The organism is Saccharopolyspora aridisoli (assembly GCF_004348445.1).
GTDB classification, from domain to species: Bacteria; Actinomycetota; Actinomycetes; order Mycobacteriales; family Pseudonocardiaceae; genus Saccharopolyspora; species Saccharopolyspora aridisoli.
Map to the genome: position 1 here is coordinate 76,896 of NZ_SMKV01000006.1, position 19,455 is coordinate 96,350.

Genomic DNA, 19,455 nt, shown 5'->3' on the forward strand with positions numbered 1-19,455 from the left:
GTCGCATCCGGTCGGCTCAGCCGCTCAGCCCACCCTAGGCACTCGCACCGCCGCGGGTGCGTCAGCGGCTTCGTGGCGAGGGCGACCACTCCGGATCGGACCTGCACCAGGAGTGGCACCCGCATCCGCGGAGCCGCTGGCGTTCCGCTACCGGCAGCACCGCCGAGCCGGGTGTGCCCATGTCCTACCTGGCCAGCGCCAGCCAGTCGGCGTAGAAGAGCCCCACGCCGAACATGCAGCTGATGCCCGCCAGCACCCAGAACCGGATGATGACCGTCGTCTCGGCCCAGCCCGCCAGCTCGAAGTGGTGGTGGAACGGGGCCATCCGGAACAGGCGTCGGCGGGTCGTGCGGAACACCACGATCTGCAGCACCACCGACAGCGCCTCGACGACGAACACGCCACCGATGATGATCATCAGCAGTTCGGTGCGGGTCGCCATCGACAGGCCCGCCAGCAGGCCGCCCAGCGCCAGGGAGCCGGTGTCACCCATGAAGATCTTCGCGGGCGCGGCGTTCCACCACAGGAACCCGACGCAGGCGGCCATCGCCGCCGCCGCGACCACCGCGATGTCCAGCGGGTCGCGCACCGTGTAGCAGCCCGGTGCCGGGCCGGCGCCGAAGCAGTCGTTGCGCAGCTGCCAGAAAGCGATGAGCACGTAGGTCGCCAGCACCATCGCCGCCGTACCACCGGCCAGGCCGTCCATGCCGTCGGTGAAGTTGACCGCGTTGGACCAGCCGCTGATCGCGATGTAGGCGAAGATCACGAACCCGACCGCGCCGAACGAGATCACCGTGATGTCCCGCAGGAACGACAGGTCCACCGACGCCGGGGTGACGTCGTTCCTGTTCGGGAATTGGATCGCCAGGATCGCGAACACCACCGAGGCGACCAGCTGGCCGACCAGCTTCGCGGTCTTGTTCAACCCGAGGTTGCGCTGCTTGCGGATCTTGATGAAGTCGTCGAGGAACCCGACGATGCCCAGCGCCGTGGTCAGCCCCAGCACCAGCAAACCGGTGACGGTGGGCGGCTCGCCCATCACCAGGTGGGTGACCAGGTAACCGCACCACATCGCGACCAGGATGGCCATGCCGCCCATCGTCGGCGTACCGCGCTTGGCGGCGTGCTGGCCCTGCACCTCTTCGCGGATCTCCTGGCCGAAGCCCTGCCGGGAGAACACCCGGATCAGGTAGGGCGTGAACAGGATCGAGACCACCAGCGCCACCGCGGCGGAAATCAGAATCGGCTTCACTGCTGCTGCTCTCCATTACCGCCATCGGCGAACAAGGCTTCCGCGACTCGCCACAGCCCGGCCGAGTTGGACGCCTTGGTCAAGACCACATCACCCGGACGCAGCTCGGCGCGCAGCAGCGCGACGGCCTCGTCGATGTCCGCCACGAGCACCGATTCCTCTCCCCACGACCCTTCCAGCGATGCGGCCTGGTGCATCGCCTGGGCCTCTTCGCCGACCACCACGAGCCGGTCGATGTTCAGCCGGACGGCCAGCCGCCCGATCTCGTCATGCGCTTCCACGTCGGCGTCGCCGAGCTCGGCCATCGGCCCGAGCACTGCCCACGCCCGCGCGGGGCGTCCCCTGGTCATCGCGGCCAGCGTCTTCAGCGCGGCGCGCACCGACTCGGGGTTGGCGTTGTACGCGTCGTTGACCACGGTGACGCCGTTCGGGGTCTCGGCGACTTCCATGCGTCGCGCGGAGACCCGCTGGATCGAGCCCAGCCGTTCGGCGACCTGCGGCAGCGTCGCTCCCAGCTCCAGCGCCACGGCGGCGGCCGACAGGGCGTTGCCGACGTGGTGCTCGCCGAACAGCGGCAGCGTCACGCGTTCCTTACCGGCCTCGGTGACCAGCGTGAACGTCGGTCGCGCGAGCTCGTCGACGTCGACGTCCTCGGCGCGCACGTGCGCGTTCGGGGACTCACCGACGAAGACCACCCGCGCCCGGGTGCGCTCGGCCATCGCCGACACCAGCGGGTCGTCGGCGTTGAGCACCGCAACGCCGTCGGCGGGCAGCGACTCGACGAGCTCGCCCTTGGCCTGCGCGACCGCCTCCTGCGAGCCGAACTCGCCGAGGTGCGCGTGGCCGACGTTGAGGACCACGCCGATGCGCGGCGGGGCGACCTCGCAGAGGTTCGCGATGTGGCCGACGCCGCGGGCCGACAGCTCCAGCACGAGGTGCCTGGTCTGCTCGTCGGCGCGCAGCACCGTCCACGGGTGGCCGAGCTCGTTGTTGAACGAGCCGGGCGGCGCGACCGTCGGCCCCATCGGGGCCAGCAGCTGCGCGATGAGGTCCTTGGTGGACGTCTTGCCGGACGAGCCGGTCACGCCCACGACGGCGAGCTCCGGCAGCCGGTCCACGACGTGGCGGGCCAGCTTCGCCAGCCCGGCCAGCACGGCCGCGCCGGTGCCATCGGTGTCGCCCGCCAGCGCCATGGCGCTGGAACGCTCCTCGACCGGCACCGTCGGCACCAGCACCGCGGGTGCGTCCACCTCGCGCGCGGCGAGCACGCCGGTCGCGCCATCAGTGATCGACTGCGCGGCGAAGTCGTGCCCGTCGACGCGTTCTCCCGGCACGGCCACGAAGAGCCCGCCGTCGGTGATCTTGCGCGAGTCGAACTCGACCCCGGCGCTGACGATCTCCGAACCTTCCGCACGGTGAAGCCTGCCGTCCACCGCCGAAGCGATGTCAGCAAGGCTGAGCCGGATCAACCTGCCTCCTCGGTGTTCTTGCGGGACATCCGCGTCCGGCGGGCCGGGTTGCCACCCGGCCTCCTGATCTGCTGCTTCGCCAGCGTCTCGGCGCTCACGCGCCCGCTGTCGTGTCCCGCCCCCGACGATCTTGGGTTTCTTCGTTGTGGCCAAGCCTATGGCGCAGCGCGGCGGCCAACTCCTCCCGGTCCGAGAAGGGGTGCACCACGCCGGCCACATCCTGTCCTGTCTCGTGGCCCTTGCCCGCGACGACCACGATGTCGCCGGGCTTGGCACGTTCGACCGCTGCGACGATGGCCGCTCGGCGGTCGCCGATCTCGATCACCTCACCACGCTCGCCGGTGGGCACCTCCTGGGCCCCCTCCAGCATCGCGGCCCGGATGTCGGCCGGGTCCTCGCTCCGCGGGTTGTCGTCGGTGACGATCAGCAGTTCCGACCGCCGTGCGGCGGCTTCACCCATCAGCGGGCGCTTGGCGGTGTCCCGGTCGCCTCCGCAACCGAGCACGACGATGACGTCACCGTCGACCTGCGCTCGCGCGGCGTCCAGCACGGCCGAAACAGCACCGGGTTTGTGCGAGTAGTCCACCACAGCGGTGAAGTCCTGCCCCAGCGCGACACGCTCCATCCGGCCGGGTACGTCGACCTCGGCCAGGCCCTTCTCGATCGCGGCCAACGGCACCTCGGCGGCGTGCAGCACACCGATCGCCAGCAGCGCGTTCGCGACGTTGAACGGGCCGGGCAGCCGCAGCCGGATCGGCATCTCGACGCCGCCGGGACCGTGCGCGGTGAAGGTCTGCTCGCCGGTCGGGTAGGCGGTGACGTCGGTGGCGGTCCAGTCGGCGTGGGTGCCCTCGGTGGAGACGGTGACCGTGCCGGAGGTCACCAGCCTGCGACCCCAGTCGCCGTCCACGCAGACCACCTCGTGGTCGGCGCGTCCGTCGAACAGCAACGCCTTGGCCTGGAAGTAGTCCTCCAGGTCGCGGTGGAAGTCCAGGTGGTCCTGGGAGAGGTTGCTGAAGGCCCCGACGGCGAAGCGGGTGCCCGACACGCGGCCCATGGCCAGCGCGTGGCTGGAGACCTCCATGGCGACCGTGGTCACGTCGTGCTCGACCATCACCGCCAGCAGCGCCTGCAGATCGGGGGCCTCGGGCGTGGTGAACGCGCTGTCCAGGCGCTCTCCGGCGATCCGGGTCTCCACGGTGCCGATCTGGCCGGTGGTGAGGCCGGCAGCGTTGAGCGCGGATTCCAGCAGGTAGCTGGTGGTCGTCTTGCCGGACGTTCCGGTGACGCCGAGGATCTTCAGCTTGCTGGACGGGTCTCCGTAGACCAGCGCCGACGCCCTGCCCAGGACGCCGCGCGGGTCGGCGTGCTCCAGCAGCACCACGCGTCCCTCGCGGACCGCGGGATGCTCGGTCAGGTTCGCGCGGAGGATTCCGTCGGCGTCGGTGAGCACCGCGTGCGCGCCCGCGTCGAGCGCCTGCTCGGCGAAGTCGGCGCCGTGCACGCGGATGCCGGGTAGGGCGGCGAAGAGGTCGCCGGGACGCACGTGTTGGGCGCGGAGTGTGGCACCGGTGACGACCGCTTCGAAGGCGGGTTGACCAGGTACGCGCACCACGCGCGCGCCGATCTCATCGGCGAGCTTGTTGATGTGCACCGGCTCGACGCGGGTGGGTCGAGGCGGGGCAGTCGCGACCGCGGAAGGCACGTCGCGCAAGGCTACCGGTACCACCGTCGGCCGCATCTCCATGGTCGCCCACCCGTTCGGCCGCACGACCGCTGCGCCGAACCGAGCAGTGGTGGTCCGGGCGTTGCGCGGTTCGGGGCGCGCGATTCGACGCCCCGTGCACGTCCGTTCCGAAGCGTGACGGAGGCGGGGCGGGTTGTCCGTTTCCAGCCCGGCGAGCGCCGTGGCGAGAAGTCGACGCACCCCTTGGCCCACGACATTCCGGACCTATAACGTTCCGATTCCTGTTGGGGATTTTCCAGTCCTTGGAGGAAATCGTGAAAAGCCATCGTCCGGGCCGCGTGGCCGCCACCGGTCTCGCCGCCGCACTGGTCCTCGCTCCGCTGACCGACCAGACCGCCCTGGCCGCACCCGCGCCGACCGCCGAACCCGCCGCCACCGCACCGGCCGCCGTCACCCCGTTCGACGCCGGCGACGGCACCGCCGCAGGAGCCGTCGAGTGGTTCGAGGCCCACGCGGGAGACACCTCCTACGAGGGCATGTGCGAGATGGCCGCCGAGAACGCCTGGGGCGTCACCGGCGTCTGGCCCTCCGCCATCGACCACTGGAACGGCGCGGTCGCCGCCGGCAAGGCCCACACCGACGGCTCCACTCCCCCGGCAGGCGCCTTCGTCTACTGGAACATCAGCGAGTACGGCCACGTCGGCATCGCCGACGGCAACGGCGGGTTCCACAGCAGCAGCGTCAACGGCGCCATCGGCCACGCCGACAGCACCTCCTACTTCGCCGACTACCTCGGCTGGAGCGAACCGCAGGTCCCGGCCGGTCTCTGAGGCCAACCAGCCCGATCTCCCGCGATCCCCGGCCACGGCCGCAACCAGGACCCGGGGTACCGCCGCAATCGGGAACGCGGGAACCGCCGTGATCGCGGTACGTCGCTCGGTCAGTGGCCGTCGCGGGGGACGTAGCTGCCGGACTTGCCGACGAGGAAGTCCAGGTCGGCACCGTCGGACGCCTGCAGGACGTGGTCGTAGTAGAGCCGTTGCCAGCCGCGCTCGTAGGGGTTGTCCGGGTCCTTCCACTCGGCCCGGCGGCGCTGGAGCTCCTCGTCCGGTACCTCCAGGTCCAGCCGCCGGTTCGGCACGTCGATGCTGATGGTGTCGCCGGTGCGGACGAACGCGAGTGGACCGCCGGCGGCCGCCTCGGGCGTGACGTGCAGGACGACCGTGCCGTAGGCGGTACCGCTCATCCGGCCGTCGGAGATGCGGACGATGTCGTCGAACCCGGCGTCCTGCACCTTCTTCGGCACCGGGACGTTGGCGACCTCGGGCATCCCCGGGTAACCCTTCGGGCCCGCGTTGCGGACCACCAGCACGGTGTTCTCGTCGACGTCGAGATCGTCGTCCTTGCACACCGCGTAGTACTCGTCGACGTCCTCGAACACCATCGCCGTGCCCCGGTGCACCAGCAGCCGCGGCGAAGCCGCGGACTGCTTGATCACGGCGCCACCGGGCGCCAGCGATCCGCGCAGCACGGCGGTGCCGGTGCCCACGGCCTGGAACGGCTCGTCGAAGGAGGTGATGACCTCGCGGTCGTGCACCTCGGCGTCGGCGATGTTCTCGCCCATCGTCTTGCCGTTGACGGTGATCGCTTCTCGCTCGACCAGCCCGCCGAGCTCCTTGAGGACCGCGGGCAGCCCGCCCGCGTAGCAGAAGTCCTCCATCAGGAACTTGCCGCTGGGCTGCAGGTTCACCAGCGTCGGCACCTCGCGGGTGTCGAGGTCGAAGTCGTCGACGGTGAGCTCCACGCCGACCCGCTTGGCGATCGCGATCAGGTGCACCACGGCGTTGGTGGAGCCGCCGATGGCGGCGTTGGCTCGGATGGCGTTGCGGAACGCCTCGCGGGTCAGGATGTCCGAGGGCTTGAGGTCCTCGGAGACCATCTCCACGATCCGCTGCCCGGTCTGCTGCGCGGTGGCGTAGCGGCGGGCGTCCACGGCGGGCCAGGACGCGGCGTAGGGGAGCTGCATGCCCAGCGCCTCGACGACGCAGGCCATGGTCGAGGCGGTGCCCATCGTCATGCAGTGCCCGTTGGAGCGGGACATGCATCCCTCGATGAAGTAGCACTCCTCCTGGTCGATGCGGCCCGCGACCAGGTCGGCCTCGGCCTGCCACACGGCCGTGCCGGAACCGATGTCGGTTCCCCGGTACTTGCCGTTGAGCATCGGGCCGCCGGTGAGCATCACGGCGGGCAAGTCGACGCTGGAAGCGGCCATCAGCAGCCCGGGAGTGGTCTTGTCGCAACCGGAGAGCAGGACGAGGCCGTCGAGCGGGTTGGCGCGGATGGTCTCCTCGGCCTGCATGGCCAGCAGGTTGCGGTAGAGCATGGTGGTCGGCCGCATCAGCGTCTCGCCGAGCGCCATGTTGGGGAATTCCAAGGGGAATCCGCCCGCCTGCCACACGCCGCGCTTCACCGATTCGGCGATGCGCTGCTGGTGGGCGTTGCACGGGGCCAGCTCCGACCAGGTCGTGCCGATGCCGATGACCGGCCTCCCGTCGAACACCTCGTCGCTGTAGCCCTGGTTCTTCACCCAGGAGCGGGCGGTCATGCCCGCTCGCCCGTAAGCCCCGAACCAGCTGGCGCTGCGCCGCGGCGTGCTCATCGCGTCCTCCCGAGCTGTGGTTTTCCAGCGGATGGGAGCGACGTAACCAGCTCGTGCGGCGGCGCGCAATAGCCCATTCGCAATACCGAACAGTGATTGTGATTTCGAACAGGACCGTTGACGCTGCCCACGCGGCACTCCTACGCTCGTGACCCAAATCACGAACATCGTTCGACATACCGAACCTCGACGAGGAGGCACGGTGCGATCCGACGCCCCGGCGCTGCGCACAGCGGTACGGCGAGTCATGGTCCGACTGATCCCGTTCCTGTTCCTGATGTACATCATCGCGTTCCTGGACCGCGTCAACATCGGCTTCGCCAAGGAGGAGTTCCAGGCGCACGCTGGGATCTCGGAGGCCGCCTACGCGCTCGGCGCGGGGCTGTTCTTCATCGGCTACGCGCTGTTCGAAGTCCCCAGCAACCTGATCATGACGCGGGTCGGTGCCCGCTGGTGGATGTGCCGGATCATGGTCACCTGGGGCCTCATCTCCGCAGCGATGTCGCTGGTCAACAGCGAGTTCCTGTTCTACCTGCTGCGCTTCCTGCTCGGCGTGGCCGAAGCCGGGTTCTTCCCGGGCGTGATCCTCTACATCACCTATTGGGTTCCGCACGCCTACCGCGCCCGCTGCAACGCGCTGTTCTACTTCGGCATCCCGCTGGCCTCGGTGCTCGGCGCACCGCTGTCGGGCGCGCTGCTGGAGCTCGACGGCGCGGCCGGGTTCCTGGGCTGGCAGTGGATGTTCGCCGTCGAGGGCCTGATCGCCTGCGTCGTCGGCGTGTGGGCGTTCTTCTACCTCGACGACTCCCCCGCCCACGCCAAGTGGCTCACCGAGGACCAGCGCACCACCCTGCAAGCCGCGCTGGACGCCGAGGACGAGGCGAAGCGGGGACCGCACCGGCTGCTCTCGGCCCTTGTCGACCTCCGGGTGCTGTACTTCTGCCTGATCTACTTCCTGATCCAGTGCAGCGTCTACGGCATGACCTTCTACCTGCCGACGCAGGTGTCCGAAGCAGTGGGCAGCGAGGTCGGTCTGCTCGTCGGGCTGGTCACGGCGATCCCGTGGACCGTGGCGCTGGTGGTCAACATCGTGGTCAACACGGCCGCGGACCGCCTGGCACAGCCGAAGAAACGCTTCGTCGCGGCCGCCTGCGTCGCCGTCGGCTCGGTCGGCATCGCTGCCTCCGCGGCCTTCAGCAACCCGGTCCTGGCCATCGCGGGCCTGTCGGTGGCAGCGGCCGGCTACATCGCCGTGCAGCCGGTCTTCTGGACCTTCCCGGCCGCCTACCTGACGGGAACCGCCGCCGCGGCCGGCATCGGTTTGATCAACTCGCTGGGCAACCTGGGCGGCTTCGTCGCCCCGGTCGCCAAGACCTGGATCGAATCGACCCTCGACTCCGACGCAGCAGGCCTCTACCTCCTGGCCCTCTGCGGCTTCGCCGCAGAGGGCCTCTTCCTCACCCTCACGAGATCCGAAGACCCCGCTCGGGCCACGACACCGCAGAACTCCCGAACCCCGAAGAACCTCAACCCGAACTGACCCGCACTCCTTCGCAAGCGCACCCGAACTGCCCCGTGCGGCACAACAACCGGCTCCCCCCGAGGAGGAAGATTTCCAAAGTGCCTGTTCGACGGCTCGAACCGAGCCTGCTTCTCCGTCGTTCCGGGTCGTTGGCCACTCGGCCGCGACAGCAGCCCGTTCGACCCGCGGTCAAGGTGAGGAAGAGCCGGTTGGATTTTCCCGCTCACGGGGTCTGGAGGGTCTGCAGTGGGGCTTGTTCCTTGGACAGCGGAATTTGGTAGCGCTGGGTGAGGAAACTGGCGATGGTGTTGAACAGCGGCGCCGCCGAGCTGGATTCGCGCGAGCCGGACGGGGCGTCGAGCATCAGGCCGACCACGAACCGCGGATCGTCGGCGGGGACCATGCCCGCGAACGTGATCCAGTACTTGGACTGGCTGTAGCAGCGGCACTCGGGATCGATCTGCTGCGCCGTACCGGTCTTGCCCGACACCTGGTAGCCCGGCATCGCGGCAGCCGGGCCGGTGCCGTCGTTGGCGCTTCCAGGACCGTTCTGCACCACCGAGCGCAGCATGTCCTTGACGGTGTGCGCGGTTTGCGGGCTCACGACCCGGACCGGTTCCGGGCGCGGCCGTTCGATCCGCGTTCCGTCCGGAGCGATCTCGGCTTCGATGATGCGCGGCGGCACGCGGACGCCGTCGTTGGCGATCGCCTGGTACATGCCCGCCATCTGCAGCACGGTCATCGACAGGCCCTGCCCGATGGGCAGGTTCGCGAAGGAGGAGCCCGACCACTTCTCGCGCGGGAGCAGGCTGCCCGCGCTCTCGCCGGGCAGGCCGATGCCGGTCAGCTTGCCGAGCCCGAACGCCTTGGCCAGGTCGTACCACCGCTGCTCGCCGAGCTGTTGGGCGACCATCAGCGTCCCCACGTTGGAGGACTTGCCGAGCACCCCTGTGAAGGTCAGCCCGATGGTGCCGTGCTCCCACGCGTCACCCACCGTGCGGTCGGCGACCTCGATGCTGCCCGGCACCTGCAACACCGTGTCGGGCTTGATCACGCCCTGCTCGATCGCGCCCGCCGCGGTGATCAGCTTGTTCACCGAGCCGGGCTCGAAGGGCGTGGTGACCGCCGGGTTGCCGAGGTTGCCGACCCACGGCCCGCGCGGGTCGAAGGTCTTGTCGTTGGCCAGCGCGTAGACCTCGCCGGTCTTGGCGTCGAGGACCACCGCGCTCGCGCTCTTGGCACCCGCGCGGACGGCGTAGTCGGAGACCGCCTGCTGCACCATGTGCTGCAGGTCCGAGTCCAGGGTCAACTGCACGTCCGAACCGGGGGTGGCCGGTTCCAGCTCCCGCTCGGTGCCGGGGATGACCAGGTTCGATCCCATCGCGGTGTCGGAGACCTTGGTGCCGTTGCGACCGGCGAGGACCTTGTTCATCGCCAGTTCCAGGCCGATCTGGCCCTGGACCTCGCGCTCGTCCATCCGCCAGTTCGCCGCGCCTATGACGTTGGCCGCCAGGTTTCCCGCCGGGTACTCGCGGGTGGCGCGGTACTCGGCGCCGATGTGCGGGTACTTCTCGGTGATCAGGTTGGCCTGGCTGGGATCGATCTCGGGGCCGAAGTAGGTGAACGCGGCGTCCTTGAACAGCGCGTCCAGCACCTCCTGCTCGGTGATCTGGCCGGGCAGCGTCTTGGCGATGAACCGGGCGATGTCCTGCTTGTGCTGCACCGAGGTCGGCTTGCTCGGATCCTTGGCGTGCTGCTCGTCGAACGCCTGGGTGAGCTGGCGCGGGTTGGCGTAGAGCTGGCGCGCTTCGCTGGAGAAGGCGAGCACGGTGGAGTTGCGGTCCACGATGGACCCGCGTTCGGCGGGGATCGCGTCCTTGGTGATCCGCTGCTTCTCGGCCTGGCTGGACAGCGCACCGGCTTCCACGCCCTGCACCTGGACGAGCTTGGCGCCGGTGACCAGCAGCGCGATCACCATGAGCAACCGCCCGACCAACAACCGCCGGTTGCTTCCGGCGACGTTGGTGCGGGCGGCGGCGGTGCGGTGGCCTTCTCCGGCTCGCCGACGACCACGACCGAACCGTCCGGCTGCGGTACCAGGTGCGCCGGCGCCGGGGCCTTGACCATGCCCAGCTCCTGCTCGGCGCGGCGCTGGATCTCCGGCGTCGAACCCATCGTGCTGACGTCGCGCTGCAGCTGCTCCTTGCGCTCGTTGAGCGCGTTGACCCGGGATTCACCCTCCTGCAGCTGGTAGCTGCCGCTGACCGCCGAGATCGACAGCCACAGCGTCGCAGCCAGGCCGGTGGCCAGCACGACCATCACGACCACGACCAGCGGCAGCCGGGCCAGCGTCGAGACCCGTTCGTGCACCAGCTGCTTGGCGCGCGGCATCGCCGCGACGGGACGCCGGTCGTCGATGCCCTGCCGGACCTGGCGCGGGCGCCGGGCCGACTGCTCGCGGCGCTCCTCGCGACGCGCGTAGGCGCGCTCGGCGGCGGCCGAACGGGTGCGGCGCTTGTCGGCCTTCTTGGGCGGCTTCAGCCCGCTCGGCTGAGGTGCCGTGCGTGTCTTCTCGACGGTCTCGGCCTGGGCGCTGTCGTTGCGTGAAGCCGCGTTGGCACGTGCAGGTGCAGTCATGTCGCCTCCTCGCCGTTGCCCCCGCGGATCCGCTCGGCGGCGCGCAGCCGCACCGAAGCCGCCCTGGGGTTCGTCTCTCTCTCGTCCTCGCCGGCCTGCTCGGAACCCCGGGTGAGCAGCCGGAACTCCGGCCCGTGCCCGGGAAGTTCGACCGGCAGGTCGACCGGGGTGCGGGATTTCACGCGATCGGCGAGTACCCGCTTGGTGATCTTGTCCTCCAGCGAGTGGTAGGACATGACCGCGATCCGCCCGCCCACGGCAAGCGACTCCACGGCCGCGGGCAGAGCCCTCTCCAGCACGTCGAGCTCGGCGTTGACCTCGATGCGCAGCGCCTGGAAGGTGCGCTTGGCCGGGTGCCCTCCGGTGCGCCGGCTGGCGGCCGGGACTGCGTTGTAGAGCAGCTCGACCAGCCGTGCGCTGTTGCTGAACGGTTCCTTGTCGCGCTCGCGCAGGATCGCCGAGGCGATCTTGCCCGCGAACTTCTCCTCGCCGTAGACCCGCAGCACCCGCGCCAGGTCCTCGTGCGCGTAGGTGTTGAGGACGTCGGCGGCGGTGCGCGGCGCACCAGGGTCCATCCGCATGTCCAGAGGTGCGTCCCGCGCGTAGGCGAAACCGCGGTCGGCCTCGTCCAGCTGCAACGAGGACACGCCCAGGTCGAACAGCGCAGCGTCCACAGCGGACAGCCCGAGCTCGTCGAGCACCCGCTCCCACTCGTCGTAGACCGCGTGCACCAGGTGGATCCGGTCCGCGAACGGCGCCAGCCGCTCGCCCGCCAGGCGCAGCGCGTCCGGATCGCGGTCGAGTCCGACCAGCGTCAGCCCCGGGTGCGCGGTGAGCATCGCCTCGGAGTGCCCGCCCATGCCCAGCGTGGCGTCGACGACGACCGCCCCGTCCCGGGACAACGCAGGCGCGAGCAGCTCCAGCGTCCGCTCCAACAGCACCGGCACGTGCTTGTCGCGGGCGGAACCGCCCGTCTCATGCGGCTCGTCGGCCACTGCGGTCCCTCCCTCCCGCGTGCCGTTCTTGCTCATAACCAGCGATCGGTGCGCACTCAGCAGTGCGCACCGACCGTCGCAGCCTTGATCCCCCTCTTGCGCCGGATCCCGTCAGGTCCCCGCCCGCCCGTCGCTTCCTGGTACCGGGGAAGATGCACCAGGAGGCGAAAGCCGAGCGGACCGAGGCCTCACGAAACCCGACTGCCACGCCTAGAAAACGCCGGGCAGCACCTCCTCGCGAGCCTGGGCGTAGCCCTCCTCGTGCTCGTCGAGGTAGCTCTGCCACCTCTCCGCCTGCCAGATCTCCAGGCGGGTGATCGCGCCGATGACCACGCATTCCTTGTTCAATTCCGCGTAGCGCCGCAGCTCCGGTGCGATGGAGATCCGCCCCTGACCGTCGGGTCGCTGCTCGTCGGTTCCGGCGAACAGGTACCGCTGGTAGGCGCGAACCGCCTCGTTGGTGAACGGAGCCTCGGCGACCTTGCGCGCCATCTGCTCGAACTCGTCGCGCGGGAAGACGTAGAGGCAGTGGTCCTGACCTTTGGTGACCATCAGACCCCCCGCCAGTGCGTCCCGGAACTTCGCCGGCAGCGTCAAGCGCCCCTTGTCGTCGAGCTTGGGGTGATGGGTACCGAGGAACATCCCGGTCCACCTCCCCCGGCCCGGATCGCCCCTGCCGACGACTGGTCCCCGCGCCGGACCGGCGCGGAGTCAACTGCCGACGGAGGCAGCAGGACCCCCTTTTGCCCCACCGCGCCCCACAGTACCCCACTCCTCTCCACCGTCAACACGAAACGCCCCCTTCACCCAGGCGAGGTCGCGGCTGTTTCCGCAGGTAGCACGCCGTGGGGGCGGAGTGGGGGAGAACGGGGGCGCCGCCGTGCCCCCACCCCACCACGCACCACCGCCGGTCCACCAGCCACGATGAGTGGGGGATTCGCGAAAACCGCCGGTCAGCACGCGTGTAGATCAACTAGTCGGGCGGGCGGTTATGCTCAGTCCGTTCGATGTCCGGCAGCCGCCGGGCATCGGTGGTGGGGTGAAGTGGGGGCAGTGCCGCCTCCGGCTCCGCCAGCCCGGTCCGGGTGTCCTCCCGGCACCCCCGGTCTGCGGGCCAGACACGACCGGGAGGGCGCAATCCAGGAGGTGGCGTGACGCCGAAGACCCAGTTGACCGGTGCCGTCGGGCCAACGACCGATGGGCCCGTCGCGGCCGCGCCCGGCATCGATCACGTGCACGGGACCATCCAGCGCATCGCCGCCAACGTCGAGCAGGTACTCGTCGGCAAGCCCGAGGTGGTCCGGATCGCGCTGGTCACCATGCTCGCCGAGGGACACCTGCTGGTCGAGGACGTCCCCGGTGTGGGCAAGACCTCCCTGGCCAAGGCCCTCGCGCGCTCGATCGACTGCACCGTCAGCCGCATCCAGTTCACCCCGGACCTGCTGCCCAGCGACATCACCGGCGTGTCCATCTACAACCGGCAGACCGAGAGCTTCGAGTTCCGGCCGGGACCGGTGTTCGCCAACATCGTGGTGGGCGACGAGATCAACCGAGCCTCGCCGAAGACCCAGTCCGCGCTGCTGGAGTGCATGGAGGAGCAGCAGGTCACCGTCGACGGCGACACCTACGCGCTCGGCTCGCCGTTCATGGTCATCGCGACGCAGAACCCGGTCGAGATGGAGGGCACCTACGCCCTCCCGGAAGCCCAGCGCGACCGCTTCACCGCGCGGGTGTCGATCGGCTACCCCGACGCCAAGGCCGAGCTGGCGATGGTCGACGAGCACTCCGGGCACGACCCGCTGAGCCAGCTGCGCCCGGCCGCCGACGCCGCCGAGGTGCAGGAGCTGCTGCGCGTGGTCTCCCAGGTGCACACCTCCACCGACATCCGCCGCTACGCGATCGAGCTGGTCACCGCGACCCGCAACCTCGCCGAGCTGCGGCTGGGCGCCTCCCCGCGCTCGACGCTGCAACTCGTGCGGGCCGCTCGGGCGCAGGCGGCGCTGGCCGGCCGCGACTTCGTCATCCCCGATGACCTGCAGGCCGTGGCCGGTCCGGTCCTGGCGCACCGGCTGGTGCTGACCAGCGAGGCGCGCGCGGCCCGCCGCTCGGCGACCGACCTGGTGCGGCAGCTGCTGGAGCGCATCCCGGTGCCGCGCGGCGACATCCACGACGAACGAGGCTGACATGCTGTCCGGGCTGACCATCCGCGGCCGCTGCCTGCTGGCCGCGGGCGTGGCAGCCGGGATCTGCGCGCTGGTCCTCGACGAGCGGGACCTGCTGCGGGTCTCGGCGTTCGTGATCGCCTTACCGCTGCTGTCGCTGGCGCTGTCCGGCCAGGTCAGGTTCGGGGTGGCGGCTCGGCGGGTGGTCGAGCCACCGCGCGTGGAGGTCGGATCGCGTGCTGACGTGCAACTGCACATCAGCGCCAACGGCCGTTTGCCCGCCGACGGGCTGGTCCTGGAGGACGGCACCCCGCACGCGCTGGGTGGCCGCCCCCGGTTCCGGCTGCCGATCGTGCCCCGCCACGGCGGCCAGGTGCTGGCCTACCCTGTGATCCCCGCGCTGCGCGGCATCCACCACATCGGACCGCTGCGCACCTGGATCGGCGATCCGTTCGGCCTGGCCCAGTTCGAACGCGAGCTGGCCGGGCGCTCCCGGCTGGTGGCCACGCCGCAGGTCGTCGAGCTGGCCGGGCTGCCCGCCGGGTCCGGGCTGGGCACGGGTGAGGACGGCACCGCGCGGCTGCGCGCCGGGCACGGCGAGGACGACGCGATGGTCCGCCAGTACCGGCAGGGCGACGACATCCGCCGGGTGCACTGGAAGTCCACCGCGCGACGCGACGAGCTGATGGTGCGGGTGGAGGAACGGCCCTGGCACGGCGGCGTCACGGTGCTGCTGGACCGGCGTTCGGCCGCGCACCGGGGCAGCGGCGCGAGCAACAGCGTCGAGTGGGCGATCTCCGCGGTCGCCAGCATCTGCCTGCACCTGGCCCAGCACGGGCAGCAGGTTCGGCTGGTCACCGAGGACGGGCGTCCGCTGACCCGCAACATCGGCGGCGACGACGGCGGACGGGACGAAGCGCTGCTCGACTCGCTGGCCGCCGTGCGCCCGTCCCCGCAGCGCGACCTGGAGTGCAGCCGCGACCCCGGGGACGGGCACGAGCTCATCGCGGTGCTCGGCGAGACCACCGCCGCGGCCGTCGCCGAGCTGACCAAGCTCCGCCCGCAGGAGACCCGCAGCATCGCGGTGCTGCTCGCGGTCCGGTCGTGGAACAGCGACGGCGCGGGCAACGACGTGGACGACGCCGCGCGCAGGCTGCGGGCGGCGGGCTGGACAGTCGTGGTGGCCGAGGGTCCGCGAACGCCGATCACCGAGGTGTGGCGAGAGCTGTGCGGGCAGACCAAGGCAGGCGACACCGCGGGAATGATGCAGTGAGCACGGACAAGACCGGTTCCCTCGACACCTCGTTGGTCGGCGCTGCGGCGGGAGCGGTGGCCGTCATGTGCGCCTCGGCGGCGTTCGCCGGGGTGCTGGCCGACCTGCGCTGGCTGCTGCCCGCGCTGATCACGGTCGCTGCGGTCGTGGGCACGGGCGTGCTCGGCAGGCGCCTGGGCTGGCCGACCGTGGGCATCGCGGCCGGTCAGCTGGCCGTGCTGCTGGTGACGCTGACCGTGCTGTTCGCCGGGCCCAGCGCGTTCCTCGGGGTGCTGCCCGGACCCGCCGCGTTCGGCGAGCTGGCCCGGCTGCTGGGCGGGACCAGGGAGCTGATCAGCACCGGCGTGCCTCCGGTGGCCGCCGATCCGCCGCTGCAGGCACTGGTGTGCCTCGGCCTGGGCGTGGTGGCGCTTCTGGTGGATCTGATCGCGGTGGGCATCGGCACGCCCGCGGTGACCGGCCTCGTGCTGCTGTGCGTGTTCGCGATCCCGGCGTCGTTGTCGGACCGGATGCTGCCGTGGTGGTCCTTCGCGCTGGGCGGCGCCGGCTACGCGCTGCTGCTCGCCTGCGGCGGCCACCACCACAGGTGGCGGCGCTACGAGGAGCCCGACCGGGTCGCTCGCACGCTGTTCGGCCGGACCACCTCCGTGGTCGCGGGAACGGCCGGGGTGATCGCGGTGTTGGCCGGTTCGGTGTTCACCGGGGTCGGCACCGAGGGCCGGCTGCCGGGCTCGGTGCCCGAGGAGTTCAGCGGCACCGACGGGATCGGGCTGCAGCCGTTCACCTCGCTGCGCGGGCAGCTCAACCGCGACCAGGTGGTCGAGCTCTTCCGCGTCCGGGGCCTTCAGCAGGACAGCTACCTGCGCGCGATGACGCTGCGCAAGTTCGACCCGCGTTCCGGCTGGCAGCTCGACGGCTTGACGCAGGGCGTCGACGCGAACGCCCCGCTGCCGCTGCCGGAGGGCACCACCATCGGACGTGGCAGGCCCGAGCGGATCGAGGTCCAGCCGATCGGGTACCGCGATCCGTGGCTGCCGGTGTTCGGCACGCCGGTCGAGGTGTCGGGCATGGGCCGGAGCTGGCGGTACGACCCGGCCGCCGGGATCGTGTTCACCCAGACCAACCAGGAGACCCGGCCCTACACCCAGCAGGTCATCGTCCCGGACCCCTCGCCGGAGGAGCTGCGCGCCGCGCGCGGGCCGATGTCGATCGACCCCGCCTACGTCGACGCCTCGGGCATCGCGCCGGAGGTCGCCGAGCTCGCGCGGCGGCTGACCGAGAACGCGCCCACCGAGTTCGACAAGGCCGTGGCGGTCAACCGGTACTTCACCGACCCCGCCAACGGCTTCCGGTACGACCTGAGCACGGCGCCCGCGACCGGGCAGGACGCGCTGAGCGACTTCCTGTTCCGGGGCAAGCGCGGGTTCTGCGAGCAGTACGCCTCGTCGATGGCGGTGCTGCTGCGCTCGATCGGCATCCCGTCGCGCGTGGCGGTCGGATTCACCGCCGGTTACCAGGACGGCACCGAGCAGGTCATCACCACCGAGGACGCGCACGCCTGGGTGGAGGCGTACTTCCCCGGCTGGGGCTGGCAGACCTTCGACCCGACGCCGCTCAGCGACGGACGCACCGCGCTGCCGCAGTTCCTCGACACCGCGCTGCACCCGCCGCAGGCGGCCGCTCCGCTGCCCGGCCAGCCACAGCCCGCCCCCGCGCCCGGGGCTCCGGTCCCGCCCGCGGCGGGGGCGCAGCCCGACCAGCCCGACGCCCGTGACGTGCCCGAACAACGCCGCGATCCGGCCGATCACAGCTGGTCGGTGGCGGTGCTGGTGCTGATCGTGCTGTTGGCCTGCGCAGGCGCGGCGACACCGCTGGCGGTGCGCGAGATCCGCCGCGGTCAGCGCCTCCAGGCGATCACCGAGGGCCGCGCGGGTGCGGCGGACACCGCGTGGCGGGAAGTTCTGGACGAGTTCCGGGATCGCGGTCACCAGCCGCGCGACACGCACACGGCCCGGCAGCTCGCGGAACGGCTGGTCACGGACCACGAACTGGACACGACGGGCGCCGAAGCGCTGGAACAGCTGGTCAAGGCCGTCGAGCGGGAGTGGTACGCGCCCACCTCCCACGCGGACGGCACCCTGCGGGAGACGCTGAAGGCGATCACCACGAGCCTCCAGCAGAACGCTCCGCTGGACCTGCGCTCCCGCCTCTTCCCGCGCTCCGCCCTACCCCCGTGGCGCACCTCCTGAGGGTGGGCTGGCCCCGCGTCCCGCACGCACGAAGATCGCCGCCGGTCCACGTGGGGCCCGGCGGCGATCTTCGATGTGCGGTTCTACTGCTCGAAGCGCTTGCGGAAGCGCTCCTCCATGCGTTGGGCCAACGAGCCGCGCGCGGAGGCACGGCCGGAACCGCGCTTCGGCTTGTCCCCGCCGCCGCTGTTGTTGTCCGTGGCCTCGGCGTCATCGCCGCCACCGCGCAACGCGGAGAGGACGATCACTGCTCCGCCGAACATCACGAGGAAGCCGACCACGCTCAACACCGGGATCTCCGCCGGACGGAGGGCGGGGATCACCGCGCCGACGACCAGCAGGGCAAGACCCAGCACGAAGACGGCGATGCCCTGCAAACGCCGACGTCGGGATGGGCGTTGTAGCCGTCCTCCGCGCACGGTGGAGGCGAATTTGGGGTCCTCGGCGTAGAGCGCGCGCTCGATCTGCTCGAGCTGTCGCTGCTCGTGCTCGGAGAGTGGCATGACTCCTCCTCCGGCACAGGTTCTCGATGGCGCCGGGCTTGCCGACCGGCGAACGCTTGGGGGCGTCACCACTGAGGATACGGTTCCAGCGACGCGACGACTACCCGGTCCGGCCACCGGAAACCTGCGACCTTGCGGACATCCTCGGATCGGGACTGCGATCGACTTCTTCCACGAGGTCAACGACCAGCCGTGTTCAGCCGAAGCACCCTGGGTAGTCGCGGTCGATGATCATTTCGTCACCTGGACGGCCGATCGTCGAGATTCCCGGAACCGCACGGTCCGACCTGCTCTCAGCTGGGCTTCCGGGCGATCGCGTGCAGCCGGGTGGCGATGTCGCGCAGCGGCGAGCGGGTCGCCGCGGCCTGCTCCAGCTCCGCGACGGCGTCGGCGGTGCGCGGGTTGTCGTCGGTGACCGAGCCCGGCACGAGGTCGCTGAGCGCCCCCTGGCCTTGGACGAGCTCGACGGTGAACCCGCCCGCGTTCAGCGACCGCTGGAGCCCGTCGGTGTCGAACCGGCGCTGCAGGGTCTCCGATCCGGCGTCCAGGGCGCCGTCGGCGTCGTTGAGCAGCCGCAGCGCCTCACCGACACGGCCTGCCAGGACCCTGCCGAGGACCGCCGCGTAGCGATTGGCGACCAGCACCGACACCGCGCCGCCGGGGGCGGTGGACGAGGCCAGCGCCGCGATGGCGGCGTCGACGTCGTCGACGACCTCGAGCAAGCCGTGCGCGAGGACGAGGTCGGCACCACCGTCGGGGCTGAGCGCGGCGAGGGCTTCGGTGTCACCTTGCAGCGGGGTGACGCGATCGGCGACGCCAGCGTCCTCGGCGCGGCGCTGCAGGGTGGCCAGAGCGTCGGGGCTGGGATCGATGACGGTCACCGCGCAGCCCGCTTCGGCCAGCGGCACCGCCCACACGCCGCTGCCGCCGCCGACGTCGAGCACGCGCGGTCGGCGGCCGAGCCGCTGCGCCGCGTCGGCGATCTCGGTTTCCAGCACCTGGTGGACGGCGTCCGATCTCATGCCAAAAGCGTAATGCCGGGTGGGC

15 protein-coding genes are annotated in these 19,455 nt (G+C 70.9%); 5 read left to right on the forward strand and 10 right to left on the reverse strand.

Annotated elements, in window-relative coordinates; all coding sequences use genetic code 11:
* Positions 1–184: 184 nt before the first annotated feature.
* The 3 genes from mraY to E1161_RS06560 all read right to left on the reverse strand — a co-directional run bounded on the left by mraY (position 185) and on the right by E1161_RS06560 (position 4,462).
* Positions 185–1,252 (reverse strand): phospho-N-acetylmuramoyl-pentapeptide-transferase, encoded by a 1,068-nt coding sequence (gene mraY / locus E1161_RS06550; protein ID WP_132620647.1) that lies wholly within the window; start codon positions 1,250–1,252, stop codon positions 185–187.
* The gene (locus E1161_RS06555) at positions 1,249–2,721 is read right to left on the reverse strand and encodes a UDP-N-acetylmuramoyl-tripeptide--D-alanyl-D-alanine ligase (RefSeq protein WP_132620649.1); all 1,473 of its coding nucleotides are present in this window, start codon (positions 2,719–2,721) and stop codon (positions 1,249–1,251) included. The genes mraY and E1161_RS06555 overlap by 4 nt, the downstream gene beginning before the upstream one ends.
* Positions 2,722–2,815: 94 nt before the next feature.
* Positions 2,816–4,462, reverse strand: coding sequence for a UDP-N-acetylmuramoyl-L-alanyl-D-glutamate--2,6-diaminopimelate ligase (locus E1161_RS06560; RefSeq protein ID WP_132620867.1), 1,647 nt, complete (start codon positions 4,460–4,462; stop codon positions 2,816–2,818).
* Between the two features lie 257 nt (positions 4,463–4,719).
* Between E1161_RS06560 and E1161_RS06565 the strand changes: the two genes are divergently transcribed.
* Positions 4,720–5,238: a CHAP domain-containing protein gene (locus E1161_RS06565; protein ID WP_408011961.1), complete on the forward strand. Its 519-nt coding sequence runs from the start codon at positions 4,720–4,722 to the stop codon at positions 5,236–5,238.
* Between the two features lie 110 nt (positions 5,239–5,348).
* On the opposite strand, the gene E1161_RS06570 is transcribed toward E1161_RS06565, so the two are convergent.
* Positions 5,349–7,067: an IlvD/Edd family dehydratase gene (locus tag E1161_RS06570; protein ID WP_132620653.1), complete on the reverse strand. Its 1,719-nt coding sequence runs from the start codon at positions 7,065–7,067 to the stop codon at positions 5,349–5,351.
* Between the two features lie 202 nt (positions 7,068–7,269).
* On the opposite strand from E1161_RS06570, the gene E1161_RS06575 reads away from it, so the two are divergent.
* The gene (locus tag E1161_RS06575; protein WP_235874836.1) at positions 7,270–8,607 is read left to right on the forward strand and encodes an MFS transporter; all 1,338 of its coding nucleotides are present in this window, start codon (positions 7,270–7,272) and stop codon (positions 8,605–8,607) included.
* A 205-nt stretch (positions 8,608–8,812) separates the two neighbouring features.
* Here E1161_RS06575 and E1161_RS06580 read toward each other — a convergent pair whose 3' ends face one another.
* The 4 genes from E1161_RS06580 to mraZ all read right to left on the reverse strand — a co-directional run bounded on the left by E1161_RS06580 (position 8,813) and on the right by mraZ (position 12,863).
* Entirely contained in the window at positions 8,813–10,567 is a 1,755-nt protein-coding gene (locus E1161_RS06580; RefSeq protein WP_132620655.1) for a peptidoglycan D,D-transpeptidase FtsI family protein, read from the reverse strand.
* Positions 10,561–11,226, reverse strand: a complete 666-nt coding sequence (locus E1161_RS06585; RefSeq protein ID WP_132620657.1) for a hypothetical protein — start codon at positions 11,224–11,226, stop codon at positions 10,561–10,563. Before E1161_RS06585 ends, E1161_RS06580 begins: the two co-directional genes overlap by 7 nt.
* A complete protein-coding gene (rsmH, locus tag E1161_RS06590; protein ID WP_132620659.1) occupies positions 11,223–12,257 on the reverse strand; it encodes a 16S rRNA (cytosine(1402)-N(4))-methyltransferase RsmH in 1,035 nt (344 codons plus the stop codon). Before rsmH ends, E1161_RS06585 begins: the two co-directional genes overlap by 4 nt.
* A gap of 174 nt (positions 12,258–12,431) precedes the next feature.
* Positions 12,432–12,863 carry a division/cell wall cluster transcriptional repressor MraZ gene (gene mraZ, locus E1161_RS06595; protein WP_132620661.1) on the reverse strand — a complete coding sequence of 144 codons (432 nt, stop codon included), beginning with the start codon at positions 12,861–12,863 and terminating at the stop codon, positions 12,432–12,434.
* A gap of 509 nt (positions 12,864–13,372) precedes the next feature.
* Here mraZ and E1161_RS06600 point away from each other — a divergent pair.
* From E1161_RS06600 to E1161_RS06610, 3 genes are read left to right on the forward strand one after another with little or no spacing between them, the layout of a single operon-like run.
* On the forward strand, positions 13,373–14,404 hold the full coding sequence (locus E1161_RS06600; protein ID WP_132620663.1) for an AAA family ATPase: 1,032 nt from the start codon (positions 13,373–13,375) through the stop codon (positions 14,402–14,404).
* Between the two features lies 1 nt (position 14,405).
* On the forward strand, positions 14,406–15,656 hold the full coding sequence (locus E1161_RS06605; protein ID WP_132620665.1) for a DUF58 domain-containing protein: 1,251 nt from the start codon (positions 14,406–14,408) through the stop codon (positions 15,654–15,656).
* Positions 15,653–17,905, forward strand: a complete 2,253-nt coding sequence (locus E1161_RS06610) for a transglutaminase TgpA family protein (RefSeq protein ID WP_235874837.1) — start codon at positions 15,653–15,655, stop codon at positions 17,903–17,905. The genes E1161_RS06605 and E1161_RS06610 overlap by 4 nt, the downstream gene beginning before the upstream one ends.
* A gap of 83 nt (positions 17,906–17,988) precedes the next feature.
* Here the strand turns inward: E1161_RS06610 and E1161_RS06615 are convergent, their stop codons facing one another.
* On the reverse strand, positions 17,989–18,408 hold the full coding sequence (locus E1161_RS06615) for a DUF3040 domain-containing protein (protein ID WP_132620667.1): 420 nt from the start codon (positions 18,406–18,408) through the stop codon (positions 17,989–17,991).
* A gap of 293 nt (positions 18,409–18,701) precedes the next feature.
* A complete protein-coding gene (locus tag E1161_RS06620) occupies positions 18,702–19,430 on the reverse strand; it encodes a class I SAM-dependent methyltransferase (protein ID WP_132620669.1) in 729 nt (242 codons plus the stop codon).
* Positions 19,431–19,455 lie beyond the last annotated feature (25 nt).

Bases quoted from the DNA above. Each gene is read 5' to 3' on its own strand.
- E1161_RS06560 (WP_132620867.1), bottom strand. From the start codon at position 4,462: ATGCGGCCGACGGTGGTACCGGTAGCCTTGCGCGACGTGCCTTCCGCG.
- E1161_RS06570 (WP_132620653.1), bottom strand. From the start codon at position 7,067: ATGAGCACGCCGCGGCGCAGCGCCAGCTGGTTCGGGGCTTACGGGCGA.
- E1161_RS06580 (WP_132620655.1), bottom strand. From the start codon at position 10,567: ATGGTGATCGCGCTGCTGGTCACCGGCGCCAAGCTCGTCCAGGTGCAG.
- E1161_RS06585 (WP_132620657.1), bottom strand. From the start codon at position 11,226: ATGACTGCACCTGCACGTGCCAACGCGGCTTCACGCAACGACAGCGCC.
- rsmH (WP_132620659.1), bottom strand. From the start codon at position 12,257: ATGAGCAAGAACGGCACGCGGGAGGGAGGGACCGCAGTGGCCGACGAG.
- mraZ (WP_132620661.1), bottom strand. From the start codon at position 12,863: ATGTTCCTCGGTACCCATCACCCCAAGCTCGACGACAAGGGGCGCTTG.
- E1161_RS06605 (WP_132620665.1), top strand. From the start codon at position 14,406: ATGCTGTCCGGGCTGACCATCCGCGGCCGCTGCCTGCTGGCCGCGGGC.
- E1161_RS06615 (WP_132620667.1), bottom strand. From the start codon at position 18,408: ATGCCACTCTCCGAGCACGAGCAGCGACAGCTCGAGCAGATCGAGCGC.
- E1161_RS06620 (WP_132620669.1), bottom strand. From the start codon at position 19,430: ATGAGATCGGACGCCGTCCACCAGGTGCTGGAAACCGAGATCGCCGAC.